The organism is Salinicola sp. MIT1003 (assembly GCF_001858555.1).
GTDB classification, from domain to species: domain Bacteria; phylum Pseudomonadota; class Gammaproteobacteria; order Pseudomonadales; family Halomonadaceae; genus Salinicola; species Salinicola salarius.
Window position 1 is genome coordinate 19,111 of sequence record NZ_MCAP01000019.1, and the last position, 21,693, is coordinate 40,803.

Annotated in this window: 14 protein-coding genes; all 14 read left to right on the forward strand. The window is 62.6% G+C overall.

Annotated features, from left to right (window positions below):
- Position 1: 1 nt before the first annotated feature.
- Positions 2-1,369 carry an HlyD family type I secretion periplasmic adaptor subunit gene (locus BC443_RS09490; protein ID WP_071231596.1) on the forward strand — a complete coding sequence of 456 codons (1,368 nt, stop codon included), beginning with the start codon at positions 2-4 and terminating at the stop codon, positions 1,367-1,369.
- Between the two features lie 2 nt (positions 1,370-1,371).
- Entirely contained in the window at positions 1,372-2,937 is a 1,566-nt protein-coding gene (locus BC443_RS09495) for a TolC family outer membrane protein (RefSeq protein WP_083387311.1), read from the forward strand.
- A gap of 30 nt (positions 2,938-2,967) precedes the next feature.
- Positions 2,968-4,317: an undecaprenyl-phosphate glucose phosphotransferase gene (locus BC443_RS09500; RefSeq protein ID WP_247643253.1), complete on the forward strand. Its 1,350-nt coding sequence runs from the start codon at positions 2,968-2,970 to the stop codon at positions 4,315-4,317.
- A 14-nt stretch (positions 4,318-4,331) separates the two neighbouring features.
- Positions 4,332-5,792, forward strand: coding sequence for a mannose-1-phosphate guanylyltransferase/mannose-6-phosphate isomerase (locus BC443_RS09505; protein WP_071231598.1), 1,461 nt, complete (start codon positions 4,332-4,334; stop codon positions 5,790-5,792).
- A gap of 79 nt (positions 5,793-5,871) precedes the next feature.
- A complete protein-coding gene (locus BC443_RS09510) occupies positions 5,872-7,008 on the forward strand; it encodes a glycosyltransferase (RefSeq protein WP_083387313.1) in 1,137 nt (378 codons plus the stop codon).
- A 7-nt stretch (positions 7,009-7,015) separates the two neighbouring features.
- Positions 7,016-8,269 (forward strand): glycosyltransferase family 1 protein, encoded by a 1,254-nt coding sequence (locus BC443_RS09515; protein ID WP_071231600.1) that lies wholly within the window; start codon positions 7,016-7,018, stop codon positions 8,267-8,269.
- 60 nt (positions 8,270-8,329) lie between these two features.
- Entirely contained in the window at positions 8,330-9,133 is an 804-nt protein-coding gene (locus tag BC443_RS09520; RefSeq protein WP_071231601.1) for an ABC transporter permease, read from the forward strand.
- 152 nt (positions 9,134-9,285) lie between these two features.
- Positions 9,286-10,533, forward strand: coding sequence for an ABC transporter ATP-binding protein (locus BC443_RS09525; protein ID WP_071231602.1), 1,248 nt, complete (start codon positions 9,286-9,288; stop codon positions 10,531-10,533).
- Positions 10,530-12,119: a methyltransferase domain-containing protein gene (locus tag BC443_RS09530; RefSeq protein ID WP_071231603.1), complete on the forward strand. Its 1,590-nt coding sequence runs from the start codon at positions 10,530-10,532 to the stop codon at positions 12,117-12,119. Before BC443_RS09525 ends, BC443_RS09530 begins: the two co-directional genes overlap by 4 nt.
- Entirely contained in the window at positions 12,116-13,192 is a 1,077-nt protein-coding gene (locus BC443_RS09535; RefSeq protein ID WP_071231604.1) for a glycosyltransferase family 4 protein, read from the forward strand. Before BC443_RS09530 ends, BC443_RS09535 begins: the two co-directional genes overlap by 4 nt.
- Positions 13,189-15,654 carry a glycosyltransferase family 4 protein gene (locus tag BC443_RS09540; RefSeq protein WP_071231605.1) on the forward strand — a complete coding sequence of 822 codons (2,466 nt, stop codon included), beginning with the start codon at positions 13,189-13,191 and terminating at the stop codon, positions 15,652-15,654. Before BC443_RS09535 ends, BC443_RS09540 begins: the two co-directional genes overlap by 4 nt.
- 869 nt (positions 15,655-16,523) lie before the next feature.
- The gene (locus BC443_RS09545) at positions 16,524-18,233 is read left to right on the forward strand and encodes a DUF4214 domain-containing protein (protein ID WP_071231606.1); all 1,710 of its coding nucleotides are present in this window, start codon (positions 16,524-16,526) and stop codon (positions 18,231-18,233) included.
- Positions 18,234-18,534: 301 nt separating this feature from the next.
- A complete protein-coding gene (locus BC443_RS09550) occupies positions 18,535-19,836 on the forward strand; it encodes a DUF4214 domain-containing protein (protein ID WP_071231607.1) in 1,302 nt (433 codons plus the stop codon).
- A gap of 593 nt (positions 19,837-20,429) precedes the next feature.
- Positions 20,430-21,212 (forward strand): SapC family protein, encoded by a 783-nt coding sequence (locus BC443_RS09555; protein ID WP_071231608.1) that lies wholly within the window; start codon positions 20,430-20,432, stop codon positions 21,210-21,212.
- The last annotated feature ends 481 nt before the right edge of the window (positions 21,213-21,693 follow it).

The window sequence follows — 21,693 nt, forward strand, 5'->3', positions numbered from 1 at the left end:
CATGGCAGGCGATAATTCCCGCAGTATCGATATCACCCCGCCCAAGCAATCGACGCCCGACGAATCGGCACCGGCCAGCCCCTTGCCCACCAGCGGCAAGGGCTATCTTCGCCTCGGGCTGGTGATCCTGCTGATCGCCTTCGGCGGCTTCGGCGGCTGGGCGGCCAGTGCCGATCTGGCGGTGTCGGTGGTGGCCCCCGGTGCGGTCTCGGTCGAATCGTTCAAGAAGACCATTCAGCATCTCGAGGGCGGCATCGTCGACGAGATCAACGTCGACGATGGCGACCACGTCGAGGCCGGCGACACCCTGCTGGTGATCGACAACACCCAGGCACGCTCGCAGCTCGCGATTTCGCGCTCCCAGTACCTGATCAACCGTGCTGCCGAAATTCGCCTGCTCGCCGAGCAGAAGGACGCCGACACGCTGACCTTTCCCGATGAACTGCTCGAGAGCGACGCCCAGCGGGTCAAGGAAGTGTTGGCCGTCCAGCGGGCGCTGTTCCAGGCACGTCGCGGGGCGCTCGAAGGCGCCCTCAGCGCGCTCGACGAACAGATGGCCCAGATGCGCGAGCAGATCGATGGCCTGCAGGACGTGATCAACGTCAATCAGGAGCGCATGAACTCGTTGCAGCAAGAAGCCCAGGACTATCGCTCCCTGTTCAAGGAAGGTCTGGGCGACAACCAGCGCCTGCGCGAGCTGGAGCGTCAGGCTCTGCAGTTCAAGGGCGATATCGCCCAGAGCCGTTCCAGGATCGCCGAACTCAAGTCCCAGATCAGCGAAAACAAGGTTCAGAAGCAGGTCAAGCTTCAGGAGTTCCAGAAAGAGGTCGGCGAGCAGCTGCGGGAAGCCCAGGGCAACATCGCCGATGCCGAAGAACGCATCACCGCGCTCAGCGATCAGGTCAAGCGAACCACCGTGACCGCGCCCGTGACCGGCACCGTCGTCGGCTTGAAGGTCCATACTGTCGGCGCCGTCATCCAGCCCGGCGATCCGATCATGGAGATCGTACCCTCCGGCGATGACTTCATCGTCGAAGCGCGCATTCCCGATCGCGACATCGACAACATTTACCCCGGCCAGTACGCCGAGATCCGTTTCAGCGCGTTCAACCAGCGGCTGTCCAACGTCATCGACGGTGAAGTGACCAACGTCAGTGCCGATTCCTTCGAGGACGAAGCCACCGGCGCCAAGTACTACAAGGCGCGGGTCAAGGTGACCGAAGACGGCAAGCGCGAGATGACCGAGAACATGCAACTGCTCGCCGGCATGCCCGCCGAGGTGATGATTCGGACCGGCGAACGCACTTTCGCCAGCTACATGACCAAGCCCATCACCGACATGCTGGCACGCGCCATGCGGGAGGAGTGAGCATGGGTCAGAACCGTAAGCTATGGACGACGCTGCCTGGCCTGTTGTTGCCTGGTCTAGCGCTGCCTGGTCTAGCACTGCCTGGTCTAGCACTGCCTGGTCTAGCGCTGCCTGGTCTAGCGCTGGCAGCGCAGCTGTTCTCGCCGCTGGCCGCTGCCCAGACCTCGATGATGGACGAAGTCGACGCCAGCCTGCCGGCGCTGAACGGCCAGACGGTCGCGAGCGACGAAGCTGCGCCCGTGGTCGACGAGGACGCCGCTCTGCCGTCGCTGCCGCGGTTGTTCGCCCTGGCATTGCAGAACGACGCCGATCTCACCAGCCAGCGCTTCGAGGCCGAAGCCGCTGCACAGGACGTGCCCATGGCGCAGGCCGCGCTCAAGCCGCAGATTCAGGCCTCCGCCGGCTACGTTTATCAGGAGTCGGACAACTACTACACCGACAACCCGTCCTATAACCCCGACAACGAGCTTGGCGGCAACGACGACTACGAAGCGCGCTACCAGGGCACGACCCGCGATCAGACCTGGCAGGTACAGCTGTCGCAGTCGCTGTTCAGCCTCGAACGCTGGCGCAAGGTCGGCAAGGCCGAAGCGCAGAGCGATGCCGCCGAGTTGAAAGTGGCTGTTGGCGAGCGCGATCTGGCGCTACAGGTTGCCGAGGCGTATCTCGATGCCTTTCTCGCCTCGCGCAAGCTCGGTTTGCTCGACTCCAAGCAGGAGTCGCTGAATCTGCAGGTCAAACAGGCCAGCCGCGCCTACGACCTGGGCGTCGGCAACCGTATCGATCTGCTCGAGGCGCAATCGCGGCTCGACCAGGCGGTCGCCGACACCGTGAGCGCCCAGAACGAACTCGACAACGCTTTGAGCCTGCTGGAACGCCTGACCGGCGAGCTGCCCCGGTTCAGCGGGGCCACGCTCGGCGACCTCGGCGAACTGACGCTACCGGGCGGCTGGGATGACGCCGATCCCTGGCTTGAGCGCACCATCAACAACGTCGAAGTCGCACTGGGCAAGCAGCAGATGAAGGTCGCAGACGCGGAAACCGACGTGCGGCGCGCCGGGCACTATCCCGAGCTCGATCTCACCGTGGGCTACTCGGACCGCGACTCCAACGACCCCTTTCGCGAAAGTAAGGACGCCTCCGCCAACCTGCGCCTGAGCGTGCCCCTCTACGAAGGTGGCTATACCAGTGCCAGCGTCAGGCAGGGCGAACTGAGCCAGCAGGCCGCACAGGCGAGTTACACCAACGCCCTCAATCTGGCGCGCCAGGAGGTTCGCCAGCGCCTGCGTGGGCTGCGCGGGGATGAACGCCAGATCGAAGCGCTCAAGCGCTCCATCGAATCCAGCAACCTGTTCCTGCAGGCGGCCGAGAAGGGCGAACAGCTCGGGCTGCGCGACCTGGTCGACGTGCTCGATGCGCGCGCCGATCTGTATGACCTGCGTATCCAGTTCGTCGAAGTGGTCCGCCAGTACCTGCTCGACCGGCTCAACCTGCAGGCAGCCGTCGGCGATCTGGGCACCCAGGATCTGGTCGATACCATGGCGTTGCTATCGCGCGTCACCGGTTGAACCGGCATGGCGTCGCGAACGAGCAATGAAATGTTGCGTCTGGTCATGCGCGGCTTCGATGCCGCGCTGGCCATGCTCGTTGGTGCCTTGTACTTGTGGTGCCTGCCCGAACTCGACTCCATACAGGGTATCGAATATCCGCTGCTGATCGTGACCGGCGCCTTGCTCTTGCCGACAGTCGGCGAAATGCTCGGCCTTTATCAAGCGTGGCGCGGGCGGAGCATATTCAGCATGTTCGGCACCTTTCTGGTCAGCTGGGCAATGACGGGGCTGCTGATCAGCGCCTTCCTGGTCGTCACGCAAAGCGGTGGTGTCTATTCGCGGCTCTGGATGGGACTATCCTGCCTGAGCGTGCTGGTGATCGGGCTGCTGGCCCGTGGACTGCTGTACGTCTATCTGCGTCGGATACGGGCCGACGGGCGTAACCTCAAATCGGTGCTTTTTATCGGTCGGCCCGAGAATGCGGCCCACGTGCATCGACGGCTCGCGGCAATGCCCTATGCAGGCTATCGCATCGACCGGATGATCGTGCACGAGGATGAAGCCCAGGTTCTCGAGCAGGTTCGTAGGCTGGTGGAGGATTCCGTGTTCAGCCGTTCCTTCGACGAAATATGGCTGAGCTATCCCCTGAATCACGGCAACACCGTCAAGGCTCTGGCCGATCAGCTCATTGCCGTGCCTGTCAGCGTGCGCTACTTCCCCGATCTTTCGGACGTGCGGCTTCTCAACCACCGCATGACGCAGGTCGCCGACATGTTCTCGATCGACCTGAACTACAGCCCGCTGCACGGACCGGCGCGAATCGTCAAGGCGATGGAAGACCGGCTGCTGGGCACGCTATTATTCGTTCTTTTTCTACCGGCCATGCTACTGATAGCCATCATCGTATGGGCGCTAATGGGACGTCCGGTACTGTTCAAACAGCACCGCCACGGACTGGATGGCAAACGCTTCAGAATTTACAAGTTCCGCACCATGCACAAGCATGAGCCGGGCATCAGTAACCGGCAGGCCCGGCATCAGGACGGCCGTGTTACCCGGTTTGGTCATTGGCTGAGACGAACCAGTCTTGACGAGCTTCCGCAGTTCTATAACGTATTGCAGGGGCGCATGTCACTGGTCGGACCCAGACCACACGCAATGGACCATAATGCCTTGTACAAGGATATGATCGGTGCTTACATGCAGCGTCATCGTGTCCGGCCGGGGATGACCGGCTGGGCGCAAGTTCATGGCCTGCGTGGTATCACCGAAGATGTCAGCGACATGGAAAAACGTATCGACTACGACCTGTATTACATCAACAACTGGTCGTTGGGATTCGATCTCAAGATACTGTTACTGACAGTTACGCGGGGATTTGTCAACGACAAACCCTAAATTCAGGAGTTTTCATGATCATACCCGTCATTTTGTCCGGCGGCTCCGGCTCGCGTTTGTGGCCGGTCTCTCGCGAGCACTATCCCAAGCAGTTTCTCAAACTGAACTCCGATACCCACAGCCTGCTGCAGGAAACCGTATTGCGCCTACAGGGCCTTGCGGATTGTCGGGAACCATTGATCGTCTGCAACGAGCAGCATCGCTTTCTCGTCGCCGAGCAACTCAACAGCCTAGGGGTTCAGCCAGCGCATATCCTGCTCGAAAAGGAAGGCCGTAATACGGCGCCGGCACTGGCCCTGGCGGCTCTGGCGGCACTCGAGCTGGAAGATGACCCCCAACTGCTGGTCTTGCCGGCCGACCATGTCATCGAACAGACGGAAGCCTTTCTTGCCGCCATATCCAACGGCGTTTCCATGGTCGAAAGCGGCAACCTGGTGACCTTCGGTATCCAGCCGGCGAATGCCAATACCGGTTATGGCTATATCCGCAAGGGTGAGCAGCAGGGCGCCGGCTTTACTGTCTCCGCGTTCGTCGAGAAGCCGGATGCGGAGCGTGCCCAGCAATACCTGGATAGCGGCGACTACCTATGGAACAGCGGTATTTTCCTGTTCCGGGCGAGGCAATACCTGGCCGAACTCGCCGAGCACGCGGCAGACATCCTGCAGTCCTGTGAAACTGCCTATCATAACCGCCGCGAGGATCTCGACTTCCTGCGTGTCGATAACGACGCCTTTGGCAAATGCCGCAGCGACTCCATCGACTACGCGGTCATGGAGCATACCCAGCACGCGGCCGTCATCCCCATGGATCCGGGCTGGAACGATATCGGCGCCTGGGATGCCCTCTACGATCTCAAGGCGCGACATGCCGGAGCCGAAGGTAATGCGATCCAGGGAGACGTGCTGCTGCATGACTCGCACGACAACTTCGTGCGCAGCGAATCGCGACTGGTCGCCGCTGTCGGCGTAAGCAACCTGATCATCGTCGAGACGGATGACGCCGTCCTGGTCGCCGATCGCGACCACGCCCAGGACACCAAGCAGATCGTCAACGTGCTCAAGGCCCGCAAGCGTAGCGAATGCCAGAGTCATAAGCGCGTCTATCGGCCCTGGGGGCACTATCGCACCATGGTGATCAGCGAAGGTTTCCAGGTGAAGGAGATCGTCGTCAACCCGGGCCAGACGCTATCGCTGCAGATGCACCACCACCGTGCCGAACACTGGATCGTCGTCCAGGGCACCGCCCGTGTTACCCAGGGCGAAGACGGCAGCGACACGCTGAAGGACTTTCTGCTCTCCGAAGATGAGTCGACCTATATCTCGCTGGGCACCGTGCATCGGCTGGAAAACCCCGGCAAGATCCCGCTGCGGCTGATAGAGGTTCAAACGGGCAGCTACCTGGGAGAAGACGACATCGTCCGTTTCGACGACGTATACGGCCGCGTAGAGACTCAAGCTGCCGATGCGAATGCATGACGTGGCGATAGATCCCCAAGAGGCTCACGAAACGACGGTAGTGAATTCGCTCGAATCCTTGCGCCAATCGACAGCGTCGATGCGCGTGGCAATCGTTCACGACTGGCTGGTCGCGCGCGGCGGGGCCGAAAAGGTGCTCGACGCGCTGCTCGATGCCTTTCCCCAGGCCGAGATATTCACTGTCGTCGACTTCATGCCTGAATCGATACGCGAACGGATTGGGCGTCACCGCGTCCATTCCAGTCTGATTCAGCGCCTGCCGTTTGCGCGGCGTCATTACCGGCGCTATCTGCCGTTGATGCCCTACGCCATCGAACAGCTGGACCTGCATGACTTCGATCTGGTCATCTCGTCCAGTCATGCCGTGGCCAAGGGTGTCATGACGCATTCCGGCCAGATGCATGTCTGTTACTGCCATACGCCGATGCGCTACGTATGGGAGATGAAAGAGGCCTACCTGGCCGATGCGGGAATCAAGTTCGCCCCGCTGGAATGGTGCATGCGCTACACGTTGCATCGCCTGCGCCAGTGGGACTACGTGACCGCCGGCCAGGTCGACCTGTTCATCGCCAATTCGCACAACGTCGCGCGCCGCATTGCCAAGTACTACCGGCGTTCGGCAGCCGTCGTACCCCCGCCGGTCGACCTGGATGCCTTCCAGTTCAACCCCGGCCCGCGGGAAGACTATTACCTGACCGCATCGCGAATGGTCCCCTACAAGCGTATCGACCTGATCATTGAAGCCTTCCGCGAAACACCGCAGAGGCGGCTGGTCGTGATCGGCGACGGCCCCGAGCGAAAGCGGCTGGAGCAGTTGGCGCAAGGGGCCGGGAATATCGAGATTCTGGGTTACGTCCCCATCGCCGATCTGCAACATCGGCTTTCGCACGCGCGAGCGTTCGTCTTTGCCGCCGACGAGGATTTCGGTATCGCACCGCTGGAAGCGCAGGCGTGCGGCACGCCGGTCGTCGCCTACGGCAATGGCGGGGCACGGGAAACGGTGCGGGGGGAAGCGGGCGACATCCATGCCACGGGATGTTTCTTCCAGGAGCAGAGCATACCCAGCCTGTTGGCGGCACTCGAGCGTTTCGAAGCGCGCACGTTCGACCCCATGGATTGCCTGACTCAAGCTCGGCAGTTCCGGCACGATGCTTTCTTCGAACATCTCCATCAGCAGTTGGCTGGCTGCATGCCGGCGCTTGTCCCCAATAACTGAGTAGCCCATGCAAGTCATCGTCAATCTGCAGCCCCTGCTGAGCCCGTTGACGGGTATCGGCCATTACACGCGGGAGCTCACCCGCGAACTGGTGGATCGGCAGCACTCGCCGGGCGGTATTTCCTCCGTGCTCGGCCTGGCCGGGTTGCGGCTGAACACCGTCACGGCCGAGCACCCGTTGCTGGTAGGTGCCGGTGCCTCGCAGGGCGCCGATGAAGCGGCCGCTGTCCATGCCACCCACACTGCCCGCGCCACCCACACGGCCACGACCCGTGCCGCCCGCGCCCGTGCCTGGCGCTTCGCCAGGCGATATCTGCGCAATCCGGCTACCCGGTTCGTCTATCGCCAGGCCTTCGCGCAGCGGCTGCGTCTGCATGCTGCGCTCAGTCGTGACATGCACGACACGCTCTACTGGGAACCGAACTTCATTCGGCTGCCCTGGCCAGGGCGTAGCGTCGTCACGCTTCACGATCTGTCGCACTGTCGATTCCCCGAGTACCATCCCAGGGAGCGAGTTGCCTTTTTCAATCGCTATCTGGCGCAGAGCATCGCCCAGGCAACGCGGATCAACGTGGTCTCACAGTTCACCGCCAACGAAGTGACCGAGCTGTTCGATGTCGCCCCCGAGCGGATCGATCTCGTGCCGCCCGGCGTGGCCGCGCGGTTTTTCGAGGTCGACCCGGCCCAGCGCGAGCGCGTTCGCGAGCTTCATGCACTGCCGGCCCGCTATTGCCTGAGCGTCGGCACGCTCGAACCGCGCAAGAACCTGGCGACATTGCTGCGTGCCTTTTTAAGCCTTCCCCTCGAGCGGCAGCGCGACTGCCCGTTGCTGGTGGTCGGCATCGCCGGCTGGGGTGATGAATCGCTGCCCGAGGGCGCCGCGCGAGCGCTGGAGGAAGGGCGGGTTCGTCGGCTCGGTTATGTCAGCGACCGGGACCTGCCGGCGCTCTATGCCAACGCCACGCTCTTCGCCTATGTCTCGCGCTATGAAGGCTTCGGCATGCCGGTGATCGAGGCCATGGCCGCCGGCGTGCCGGTCATCACGGCGGATCAGACAGCCACGCGCGAAGTGGCCGGCGATGCCGCGCTCAAGGTGGGCGCAGACGATGTCGAAGCCATTCGCGACGCCCTGATCCGGCTGCAGGACGACACCGCTCTGGCCCAGCAACTGCGGGAAGCAGGGCGACGACGCGCCCGATCCTATACCTGGCAGAAATCCGCCGGTGCCCTGGAAGCTTCGTTCCTGGCAGCCATGCGTTGACTAGCCATGCATAAACCAGTCATGCGTTAACTAGCCACCTTTAATTAGCGATACGTTTCCATGCGACAACACCTTCGCGCCATGCGCGCCAGCCTGCCGGTCATTCTGCATTTGACCCGGCAAGACCTCATCGAACGCCACTCCGGCTCACTGCTCGGCGCCACATGGACCTTCATCGCGCCGCTGGTCAATATCCTGGTCTTCGTGCTGGTCTTCTCGCGGATCATGGGCGCCAAGCTGGAAGGCTTCGGCGCCGAAATCGACCAATACTCCTACAGCATCTACCTGATCTGCGGCGTGCTCGCCTGGACCGCCTTCGCCAACAGCCTTGGCCGCATCACCAACCTCTACAAGGACCAGAGCCATCTGGTCACCAAGGTCAACGTATCGCTGCTGGCGCTGCCGCTGTCGGTACTGCTCGCCGAAACCATCGTCTATCTCATCAGCATGGGGTTCTTCATCGGCTTCCTGCTGTTGATCGACTTCCCGCTATCCGCCTACTGGATCGGGGTGCCGGTCGTGTATGGCCTGCAGTGCCTGAGCGTCTATGCCGTTGGCCTGAGCCTGGCGATCATGGCCGTCTACCTAAAGGACATCAAAGAGGTCGTCGCCGTGGTGCTTCAGGTCTGGTTCTGGGTCACCCCGATCGTCTACGTCACCGAGATCCTGCCCCCCTGGGTGCTGGGCTGGATGCAGCTCAACCCGTTCTTCACGCTGGTCAGCGCCTACCGTGACCTGATCATGTACCAGCGCTTGCCCGAGCTGTTGCCACTCGGCATCTTTACCGCTGTCACCGTGCTGATACTGTGCCTGTCTTTATGGTTGCTGGGTCGGACCGAACGCGACCTTCGCGACTGCCTCTAGCTTCGTCCGAAAATTAGGCGAGCGATGCTCAGACAAGGCAAAAATCAGCGAGAAAGAGGAGTTTACATGGGGTAAATGAGCATTTTGAGCTGATTTTTAACGCCGTATGAGTGAGCGCAGACATTTTTCAGGCTAAGCGTAGGGAGAGAGCCATGATCGAAATCCAGGGACTCAGCAAGACCTTCAAGCTCTTTCACCGCCCGCTCGACCGCCTTTTCGAAGCGGTGACCGGCAAGTGCCGGCATACCAGCTATCATGCCCTGCAGGACATCAGCTTCCAGGTCGCGCCCGGCGAAGTGCTCGGCGTGCTGGGGCGTAACGGTGCCGGCAAATCGACCCTGCTCAAGCTGCTCACCGGCGTGTTGCTGCCGGACAGCGGCACGATCCATATCGACGGCCGAGTCACCGGCCTGCTCGAGCTCGGCACCGGCTTCAACCCGGAGCTCACCGGTCTGCAGAACATTACCGCCAACGGCCTGATGCTGGGCATGAGTCACGAAGAAATCGACGCCAAGCGCGACACCATCGTTGAATTCTCCGAACTCGGCGGCTATATCGACGAACCGCTGCGAACCTACTCGTCCGGCATGTCGATGCGTCTGGCTTTTTCCATCGCCATTCATGCCGACCCGCGCTGCTTCCTGGTCGACGAGGCGCTCTCGGTGGGCGATGGCTACTTTCAGCAGAAATGCATGAAGCGCATCCGTGAATTCAAGGAAAGCGGCGGCTCGATCCTGTTCGTCTCGCACGACCTCAACGCCGTCAAGATGCTCTGCGACCGCGCCCTGGTCATCGAAGGCGGGCAGCTGGCCTACAACGGCAACGCCGACGATGCCGTCAATCTCTACAATCGCATCATGGCGCGTCAGGCCGAAGAGGAAGAAGGGCGCCACCAGCAGCGAAACGACCGTTCCTACGGCAGCGGCGAGATCAGCGTGATCGACGGCTCGCTGTGGGGCGAAAACAGCCTCAGCACGACGCTGGCCAGTGGCGAGCGGCTCGAACTGGACCTGACGCTGGAAGCCCGCGAGGCGGTCGAAGACGTCACCCTCGGCGTATTGATCCGCGATCGATTCGGCCAGGACATCTTCGGCGTCAACACCTTCCAGCTGGGCCAGACGGTCAGCCTCCAGGCGGGCGAGCGCCAGCAGGCCCGGCTGAAACTCGACGCCAACATCGCCCCCGGCAAGTACACGGTGACCGTGGCGCTGCACAGTCGCGAACATCACCTCGATGACTGCTACTGGTGGTGCGATAGTTACCTGCAATTCGAAGTGGCCGGTTTCAAGCAGCATCTCTTTTCCGGTATCTGCCGCCTCCCCACTGATATCCAGATGACCCCGGTCGCCGCCGCTTCGCAGGCAGGCCAGCCGACCGAACGCCAGGAAAGCCAGTCATGACCCAGACTTTCGATTCCATCGACAGCCTGATCGGCCGTCTCAAAGCCGTGGCCCGTCAGATCGAGGCCGACGAAACCACTACCGAGCCGCCCCCGTTCGCCTACCGCGAGCGCTTTGCCGAACTGCTCGACGACACCGTCGATCCGCTGCGCGTCAGCGACCCGTGCCGGCCGCGCCTCGAAGAGCTCGTGGCCGCCCGCCACGGCGACGAAGTCTTCCTGCAGCGCGTCTATCGCACGCTGATGGGCCGCGATGCCGATCAGGACGGGCTCAGCCATTATCTCGGCGTGCTGCCCCGTGCCGGGCGCTTGTACGTGCTTGCCGAACTGCTGTGCGCCGACGAGGCACGTGATTATCTTGCCCGCCACGGCGTGACCGTACCGCGACGTGGCCTGCTCACGCTGCCGTTCCGGCTGGTCGGACGCCTGGGGCCGCTGGGCCGCGTGCTGCGTCCGCCGATGCGCTTCGCCTACCGGCTGGCCTCGATCGCCCTGCGCCCGCGCATGCGACTGCTGGAGCGCATCGCCTCGCTGGAGGATCGTGGCGAGCGTCGCGACACCCTGGTGCGCGATGTGCTGATCGAGCTCGACGGCGAGCTGCAGCGCCTGCAATCCGCCGGCACGGCACAAGAGCAGCGCATTACCAGACAGGCGCAGTCCACTGAGCTTCAAGGCCAGCGGATCGACGAGATCGAACGCCACCAGCCGGCGCTATGGAGCGCCTTGCAGCAGCACCGGCGTGCCGTGGAGCGATTGGTCGAACCTCCCGCGCCAGCGCCCACGGCGCAAGCGGGCCAACTGCTCGACCAGGATCTGATGGACGCCTACTACCTCGCTTTCGAAGACGCCTGTCGCGGTAGCGAAGCGGCGATCTACGCCCACCTGCGACAGTACCAGCCGCAATGGGAACAGGCGCTGGAAGCCGGCAACCGCGCGCTGGATCTGGGTTGCGGGCGCGGCGAATGGCTCCAGTTGCTCGCCGAGCAGGGTTTCAGCTCCCACGGTGTCGATCTCAACATCGCCATGATCGACCACTGCCGCGACGCCGGTTTCGAGGTCGAGCACGGCGACGTCATCCAGGCGTTGCAGAAGCAGGGCGAAGACAGCCACGCGCTGATCAGCGCCTTCCATCTCGCCGAACACCTGCCGTTCGACGTGCTCTACACCATGGTCGACGAAGCGCATCGCGTACTCGCCCCCGGTGGCGTGCTGATCCTCGAGACGCCCAACCCCGAAAACGTGCTGGTAGGCAGCCACACCTTCTATCACGACCCCACGCACCGCAACCCGCTGACCCCCACGGCAATGACGTTCCTGCTGCGCTACCTGGGCTTTGCCGATGTCGAGGTGCGCCGCTTCAACCCCTACCCGGAAGAAGCCAAGGTGCCGGGCGACGACCCGCTCACCGAGCGCGTCAACGGCCACCTGTGCGGGCCTCAGGACTTCGCCGTCGTGGGCCGCAAGGCCGCACCGGCCGATACCCGAGCGCTTCAGGCCGCAAGCCGCGCCGACGACACCCCGACCGACGACACGCCAACCGACGACACGTCAACCGACGACACGCCAACCGAGGAGGCGCAGCCGTGAAAGTGCTGGTAACCGCCAATCTCGTTCCGTTCATGCGCGGGGGCGCCGACTACCACATCGAAGGCGTGACCCGCGCACTGCGCCAGCACGGCCACGAGGTCGAGCTGCTCAGGCTGCCGTTCCGTTTCCAGCCCGAATCCGATATCCGCAACGCCATGAATTACGCCGAGACGCTGGATTTCACCGCCCCCAACGGCGTCGCCATCGACAAGGTGATCAGCCTGCAGTTTCCCGGCTACGGCGTGCAGCATCCGGATCATGTCGTCTGGGTGATGCACCAGCACCGCGCCGTCTATGAACTCTGGGAATACGAGGAGGAAGGCGGATCGGGGCAAGACAAGCCGGGGAAGGGCGACCAGCCCAGCGCCGCCCAGCGCGAACTGCGCGACGCCATTCACGCCTACGACAACCGTCATCTGGCCCGCGCCAGCCGGCTGTTCGCCAACTCGCGGCGGGTCGCCGAGCGTCTGGCGCACTACAACGATCTTGCCGCCACGCCGCTGTATCACCCGCCGTTCGACGCCGAGCGCTTCTACTGCGACGAAGACTGGGGCTACGTGTTCTGCCCCAGCCGGCTCGAAAGCCTCAAGCGCCAGGACCTGCTGATCGAAGCCGCGCGCCATCTCAAGACCCCGGCACGCATTCTCATCGCCGGGGACGGCGGCCAGCGCGGACGCTACCAGCAGCTGATCGAACGTTACCGCCTGCAGGACCGCGTGCGCCTCACCGGGCGCTTCAGCGAAGCCGAAAAGCGCGCCTGGTACGCCCACGCGCTGGCAGTCTTCTTTGGCCCGCGTGACGAGGATTACGGCTATATCACCCTCGAAGCGATGCTCTCCGGCAAGCCGGTGATCACCTGCGAGGATAGCGGCGGCCCGCGTGAATTCGTCGAGCACGACGAAACCGGCTGGGTATTGCCGGCCGAACCCGAAGCGATCGCCGCCGCCATCGACGAAGCCTGGGCCAACCGCGCCCGCAGCGCCGAAATGGGCCGCGCCGGCCAGGCCGCCTACTACCGCGCCGGCATCGGCTGGCCGCAGGTCGTCGCCACGCTGCTCGGGGAGGGCACATGAAGATCGCCCTCGTCGCGCCCAGTGGCGTGCCGTTTACCGTCGGCGGGGCCGAAAAGCTCTGGTGGGGCCTGCAGCATCACGCCAACCAGCTCAGCGACCACCAGCTCGAACTGATCAAGCTGCCCAGCGCCGAGCGCAACTTTCCCGAACTGATCGCCAGCTACCAGCGCTTCGCCGAGCTGGACCTGAGCCATTTCGACCGGGTGATCTCCACCAAGTACCCGGCCTGGATGGTCGAGCATCCCGACCACCACCTGTACCTGCAGCACACCCTGCGCGGGCTCTACGATACTTACCCCTGGCCGCAGCGGGCCGAACATGCCCCGTTCGAGCCCGAAGCCTGGCCGGGCGAGAAGGGCCGCCAGGCCATTCGCCTGCTGCGCCACCACCCGCGGCTCAAGCGCTTGAAGCAGCTGCTCGAAGCCACGCCGGAGCGTGCCCAGCTGCCTGAGCTGTTCGGCCTCGTCCACGCGCTGCTGCACGGCAGCGGCCTGCCGCAAGCCGCCCGCGACGGGTTGTTCGCCTTTCCCGGCCCGCTGACCCGCTCGATCGTTCACCATCTCGACGCCATAGCCCTCGCGCCGAGCGCGATCCGCCGTTACGCCGCTATCTCGCGCAACGTCACTCGCCGTGCCGACTACTTCCCGCGTGGCGTGCCGGTCCAGGTGATCCATCACCCCTCGGATCTGCCGGTGTTCGAAGGCCGCCACCACGACTACCTGTTCACCGTCAGCCGGCTCGACGGCCCCAAGCGGATCGACCTGCTGCTGCGCGCCTTCCTGCGCAGCGATGCCGATATCGAACTGCGCATCGCCGGCACCGGCCCGCAGGAGGCCGAACTCAAGGCGCTCGCCGGCGATGACCCGCGGGTACGCTTTCTCGGCTTCGTCCGCGACAGCGAGATCGTCGAGCAGTACCGCGATGCGCTCGCCGTACCGTTTTTGCCGTACGACGAAGACTACGGGCTGATTACCGTCGAAGCGATGGGCGCCGGCAAGGCCGTGATCACCTGCAACGACGCCGGCGGGGTCAACGAATTCGTCGAACACGGCGTGACCGGCTGGAGCGTCGCCCCCACCGAGCAGGCGCTGGCCAATGCGCTCAGCGAAGCGGCCGCCGACCGTGACCGCACCCGCCAAATGGGCGAGCAGGCGCGAACGCGCGTTGCCCACGTCAACTGGCGCCAGACCGTCGATCACCTGCTGGCGGACACCCCGGCCCAGGGCGACCCGCAATTTCCCATCGTCACCGGCATCGGCGGCGGGGCGCACTGGCTGGTGCTCAACACCTTCCCGGTCTATCCGCCGATGGGCGGTGGCCAGAACCGCATGTTCCATCTCTACCGCCATGTCGCCAGCGAACTCGGCGTGCGCGTCACGCTGCTTTCGCTGACCGGCCCCGACGACCCGGAGCGCGAACAGATCATCGCCCCTGGCGTCTGCGAGCATCGCGTGCCGCTCAGCCGCGCCCAGGCCCGCCGCCTGCAGGACATGACCCAGGCGCTGGAGGCGCCGGTCGATGACATCGCCGCCATTCAGGGCTGGCGCGACAACCCCGCGTTCATCAGTGCGCTCCAGCGTCACGCCGCCAACGCCACGCTGGGCGTCTGCGCCCACCCGTATCTCGTTCACGCCTTGACCGAGCATTTCGACGGCCCCTGGCTGTACGAATCCCACAACGTCGAAACCGACCTCAAGCGGGCCATTCTCGAAGACGCCCTGAACCGTGGCGTGGCCGAGGCCGAAACCGCGTTGGCCGAGGTCGAAGAGGCCGAGCGCCTCGCCTGCCGGCAGAGCCGCGACGTGCTGGCCTGCGCCGAGGGCGACCTGCGGGTCTTCCGCGAGCGCTACGACCTGCCCGCCGACAAGGGCCGGGTCGTGCCCAACTGCGCCGACCTTGCGGCGCTGCCGATGATCGACATGGCAACGCGGCGGCGCTGGCAGGCGCGGCTCGACCAGCACCAGCCGGTGGCGCTGTTCCTGGGCAGCTGGCACGGCCCCAACCTGCAGGCGGCGGAATTCATCTGCCGGCGGCTGGCGCCGGCCCACCCCGGGGCGATCTTCTATCTCGCCGGCAGCCTCTGCGAACACCCCGACTTTCGCCATCTGCCGCCCAACGTGCGCGCGCTGGGCCGGGTCAGCGATACCGAGCTGCGTGTGCTGCTGGCCAGCGTCGATGTCGCGCTGAACCCCATGACCAGCGGCTCCGGCAGCAATCTCAAGATGCTCGACTACACCGCCAGCGGCGTGCCGGTGCTCACCACGCCGTTCGGCAACCGCGGGCTGGAATTCCCCGCCGATGCCGTCTGGCTGGCCGAACTCGACGCCTTCCCCCGCACGTTCGAAGCGCTGCTCGCCAGCGACGACGACACCCGCCAGGCGCGGGTCGCCCGCGCCCGCGAGCGCACCGAACGCCACTTCGCCTGGGGCTCGGCGGTGCGCCCGCTCGCAGGCATTGCCTGAGCGATAGGCCACCCGGCCACCCCATACCGGCTTTCCACGGCGCCTGCTCACGGCGCCTTTTTCATGTCTGCCCGGGGCGCTTCCCTGCGGCATTTTCCTACACCGCTCGCTCGATGGTGCCTCGCGTTTATAGAGCGTTTAGTGGCCTGTAAACAACGCGTTATCGCCGTTTACATGACGCGGAAAAAATGCGGATTCAGCGCCGAATCTGGGCGAAAAAATAGCCCGTGTAAGATATTTCCTACAACTAAAGTAGTCATCGTAGGACAAATCTTTCAGCGGATACGCTGCGATCCTTAGGGAGGTAAGTGAGCGCTTCCTTTGCGACCCGCGGGAATTCAGGGCGGAGGGGAAACAAAAATTAATACGGTAGGGAAATTTCTCATCCTGACGCTGAAATAAAAACACACATGGCCTATGATGTAGCTCGATGGAGCGGCGCCTTTCTCAACGAGATCAGCAACTGATGCAAGCCAGTCGAAAGTTGCAGAAAAGTAAGCGCTCACTCTCGCTATAAGCTGCGATATCAGCTAATCTCAGGGTTAGTGGCAAGCCAATGGTGCAGACGAGTGGCCTTCATGCCATCGCAATGCCCGCCATCGGCATGCCACGAATAGAAAGGGAATTTGTCGATTGTTCGTCGGGATCACGCGTTGACTTGATGCCAGTCGCGTCATTACATTAGCCGGTATCCGCATCCGTAACGGTGGTTAATGTGGTGACCGATCCCAAGGAACATAGTCGGCACGATATAAAAGCAATCACTGATATGGGTGTGGCTCACTGAGCAGAGCTCGAGCGCTCAAGCAGTGTGAACGGTTGGCGTTACTAGGCCGCCAACTTTGCAAACGTTAGGAGACTATAGTCCCATGGCAACACAAGCATCTTTAGATTTCGTACAACAGCTCTACGTCGCCTACTACGGCCGTCCGGCCGAAAGCGAAGGTCTCCAGTACTGGGCTGACCGCGCCGACGAAGAAGGCCAGGGCTCTATCGTCAATGCCTTCGGCGAGTCCCAGGAATTCCAGGACAGCTATGGCGACCTCTCCAACGAAGAGCTGGTCAACAACCTCTACCAGCAGCTGTTCAGCCGTGATGCCGATGACGCTGGTCTCGAGTACTACACCGGCGTTCTGACCTCTGGCGAGAAAACACTGTCCGAAATCGCGCTGACCATCAGCAACGCGGCGCAGGGTTCTGATCGTGTCGTTCTGAACACCAAGGTTCAGGCTGCCGATTACTACACCGACAACGCTCCGAGCTATGACGCGGACAGCGCCAAGTCTCTGCTGGCCGGTATCGACAACGTCAACACCGGTGCCGACTTCGACGCCGTTGTCGGACAAATCGACGACCTTCAGAATGTCAGCGGTATCGCCGCTAACTATCAGGCTGTGCAGTCTGCTGAAGCCTCTCTGGAATTGGCCAACGAGAACTTCACTTCTGCGCTTGAAGACCTGGAAGACTCCGATCTGTACTCTGCATACAGCAGCCAAGACGACGACGATACTGATGCCGTAGAGCTTGCTGACGTTTCTGACTATCTGGAAGATCAGCAAGTAGCTCTGCAGACTTCTATCGTTACCGACGGTACCGACGCCGATCTGAATCAGGACGTTTCCGACGCTGCCGCCGCTATTCGTGCGGTTGAAGGTCGCTTCGATGAAGATGGTGCGCTAGTTACTAAAGACGGTGCGGCCGCATTCTCCGCCAGTCAGCTGTTCACTACCTACCTGAACGCAACGGCTGCCGTTGAAGCTGACGTCGAAGCCGATGGCACCACTGCCGATCTGGCAAGTAATTTGAACGCAGCGATCGCTGCTTACCAAGCAAATAACGCTAGCGACACGACTCTTGATGCGCTGAATACAGCTGTAGATGCGTACCTTACAACGCCTAACGCTACCAACGAAGCTGCCTTTTTGGACGAAGCTGCAACTACGTTCAGCTCAGTCTTCAGTGGTGAAGATGATGCTAGCGTACTGGCAGACGGCACAGCCGGCGACAACGTTGAAAACCTGCTGACCACGCTCGACGAACGTAACGAGCTGGTTGATGATGCAGCAGATGCTCAAGACGCTATCGAAGCTGCAGCTGGTACAGAGTTTGCTGCTTGGCAGGATGCTCAGACTGCAGTCGATGATCGTGAAGAATTGCGTGACAACATCGATAACGCCCAGTCTGATCTGAATACGCTGCAGACCGCGCAGGATGCCGTCGATACCGCGCAGACCAACTTGGACGACGCTCAGGATGAACTGGGTTATACCGTTGACGTCCTGACCACCAATACTGAAGCTGGCACTGCAGGTGCCGACCTGTTCGTGTTCGACAAAGAAAATACTGTTGATTCTACGATCACTTTCGGTGATGACGATGCTATTTACCTGGGTAATGGCTACACCCTGGGTGACGCCGAGAGCCCGAACGACAGCGCTCTGGAAGCGTTCTTCGACGCCGATACCGGTGTGCTGAGTGTCGAGAAGTTCGCTGACGGTTCTGATAGCAATGTCGATCTGACCCTGACTGGTGTCACTGACGTGTCGCTGAACGCTGACGGCGTTCTGACTATCGCCTAACGGCACTGCGATTTAACGGCAACGTTAATCGTGACCAAACCCCCGGCCTCGGCCGGGGGTTTTTTCGTTATTACCTTTCCTTTTCCCTGCTCGAATCCGCGCCATCCAGCCCTCTCTGGGGCAAACGGTCATGATTGGGCTCGTCACTGCGCCCCGATCTGACTGATCGCCAAGCGAGGTAAATCGGGCTCCCATCCGTGTACGGTCATCGCCGTCATCCTCCTCGATACCGCCACTGTAAAGTTCTGCCCGCGCGGCGCCGATGTAATGACTCTATCCATGACTGAAAAAGGGAATCGCGATGCCGACCTCCACCTCGCTCGAGCAGGTTCAGGCGCTTTATGTGGCCTATTATGGCCGGCCCGCCGAACCCGGCGGCCGGGACTACTGGGCCACGCGGCTGGACGCCAACGGCGGCAACCTGAACGCCATGATCGATGCGTTCGGCCAGTCTCAGGAGTATGTAAACCGCTTCGGTGATATGGACGACGCGCAACGCATCGAAACGCTGTACGGGCAGCTGTTCGGCCGAGCGGCGGATGAGGCAGGTCGTGACTACTACGTCGGTGTGCTGGCTCGCGGTGAGAAAAGCCTGGCGGAAATCGCGCTGACCGTCGCCAACGCCGCCCAGGGCGAAGACCGCGATGTGCTCGCTGCGCGTGTCGAGGCGGCCGATGCGTTCACCGCCACGTTGTCTACCCCGGAGGCGGTGGAGGCGTATTCCACGGCGTCCGGGCTGGCCGCGGCCCAGGCGACTCTCGCCCGGATCATCGCCGAATCGCTGCCGTCGTCGCAAGTGGGGGATTCGGGCCCGGCCGATGGCATTGGCGAACTCCCGGCTTTCCCGGAGACCTCGGGTCAGGATGTGACATTCGACGCGGGCGGCTGGTTGCGACTGGGCAACGGGGCGGATATCAGCGAAATGTCCCTGACGGGCGCAAGGTATCTGGATATCGCGGATGCCGCCAGCGTCGCCATGACGCCGAGCCAGCTGGCGCTTTTCGATTCCCTCAACGCCGGCCGGGCGGGAACGCCGGGGCACGAGACGATCTTTTTCACCGCAGGCGGCACGGTCGATCTGACGGATGCCGATGTCAGCTACGACTACGTGGAGGAGTATCGCCTCAGCGATGCGGGCAATACCGTCCTCACTGGGGCCGATGGCTATTACTGGATCGTGGGCGGCGCGGGAGACGACAGCGTGACGGCGGGGCCGGGGAACGAAATTTTCACTTATGCGGCCGGCTCTGGCGGGGCGGATACGCTGGTCGGCTTCGAACTCTCCCATGGCGGGGCCGATGAGCTGAACGTCATCGACGTGGCCGATATCGACGCGCTGGCGGCATCGATCGACTCGCTACGCTTTATCGATAACGGCAGCCTGACTGCCGGCGAGCCCGGCATCGACCTGGAAATCGCCTTCGCCACGGGCGGCTCGTTGACGCTGACGGATCAGTACGCCGCCGGCCTCGACGTCACGGAGCTGGGCCTCTCCGCCAACGAGGCAAGCGTGGTCCCGGCGGGTGGCAGTGTCGAAGTGACCGGCGTTACGGGCAGCGAACTGTCCGCGCTGTTCGGAGACTCGCTGTCCATCGGGTATTGAGCCAAGGCAGGCGCGGGGCGCTGGTCACCAATGGGAAGGGAATGGAATTGCTCGCAGCACCTCGCCATCGGATCAGCTCAAGCGGGACAGCGCCTTCTTCTTCGTGCCGTAACGCCAGGCTTCCGGTCGTGTGCGGTTACCAGTGACACCCGGGTTGCATCATGGTCATGATGTTCCGCCCGCGCTGCCCTGAGCCGCCTGGCGGCAGTTGTAACTCACACTGAGACGGATACCGCCCGGCGTTCGATGTATCGTTTCGTGGCAGGCTTCTGTTTCGCCAGCAAAACCCTCGACCAAGGTCGAGGGTTTTTGTTTGCGGCTTGCTGAATGTCGCTAGGTGGTATTCGCTTTACCCATGCCTGTTCTGCTGGCCGGCGGGCTGACAGATGTCATTACCGGCTGGCGCTGGCATCCTTCGGGGAGGGGCTGGCGGCGCCTGAAGTGAGGGCGCTCGGTCGCATGGTAGACTGTTCCGCCGAATCGCTGGTTGGCGTATCGGCAGGCGCCGATCGAGCGACACTGGCTGGCATCGATCGCTTCGCGCCCGGCCGAAAGCGCGGGCGACCGAATGTCCTTTCGATTACGGAGTATCCATGAGCGACTATGTAGCCGTCTCCCGCAAGCACCACGCCGATAACGGTTGGCTGCCGAGAGAGCGCTATTCTTTCACGGCCGGGCAGCCGGTGGCGTCGATCCTGATTGCGGAGATCAGCCGGCTGTTGCCGTATTACCTGCTGGGATTCATCGAACAGGGCGACGGTTTCGAAGCCGTGGCGTTGTTGGGCTTGAGCAACGAGCAGAATCTCTACCTGCATCCCGATGGGCGCTGGCTGGCGGATTACGTGCCGGCCTCGTTGCGGGGTTATCCCTTCGACCTGAAGATGGCGGGTGGCGATAAGCAGGTGTTGTGTCTCGAACGGGGCAGCATGACCGACGGCGGCCAGGGCGAACCGCTATTCGACGAAGGCGGTGAGCTGGCAGGCCGGGTACGGCAGACGATGAACTTCCTGCAGCAACGCGACAGGCAGCACCAGACCACCCGGCAGGCCACGCGCCTGCTGCAGGAGGCTGGCCTGATCAAACCCTGGGCCTTGCAGATCGAGCGGGGGGAAGGCCAGGCGCCCTATAAGGTGGAGGGGCTGCATTATATCGATGAGAAAGCCTTGAATGCCTTGCCGGCCGACGCGTTTGTGGCGCTACGCCAGCAGGGCGCGCTGGCTCTGGCCTTCGGCCAGCTTTTCTCCATGACCCAGGTCGACAAGCTGGCAGAACGTGCCGCATTCCAGGCCCGCTTTCAGCCGCCGCCGGTCGATGACAGTTACGACAGGCTGCTCGATGGCGACGACGATGAACTGACTTTCGATTTTGGGGATTGATTTTGGGGGTTGATTTCGGGGAGGGGCAACCATGCGCGCCCCATAATGAGCAATCGTGGAAGTCGTGATTCTGGAAGCTTCCAGGCAGGCGGCATGGTCCTTGTTGCGTAGCCTGTTGCGTAGCCTGTTGCGTAGCCATGCCGCCTGAGGTTTTCGAGCCATTCGCCGAGGCCGAAGCCAGCGCTTCGGATTCGTGATGAAAGGTGGGACGAAGTCGTAGCGTGCGTCGCCAGCGACATTCTTGATACCGGCGCGCCGGTCATCTTGCTCCGGTTCGCCCAACTGCCATGAGCTATGCACTGAATTGTCTCAAGGGACGCAAAAGCATAAAAAATTTTATGGAAGGAAAGGGCGGTCTCAAGTTCCAAGCGCAACGCTATTGAAGGGTGCTCGGTCCAGCGACCGATTTCTTGAGCACCTCGGCGTAGACTTCCAGCGGCGTGCGCCAGTCGAGCGTCTTGCGCGGCCGCGTGTTCAGTGA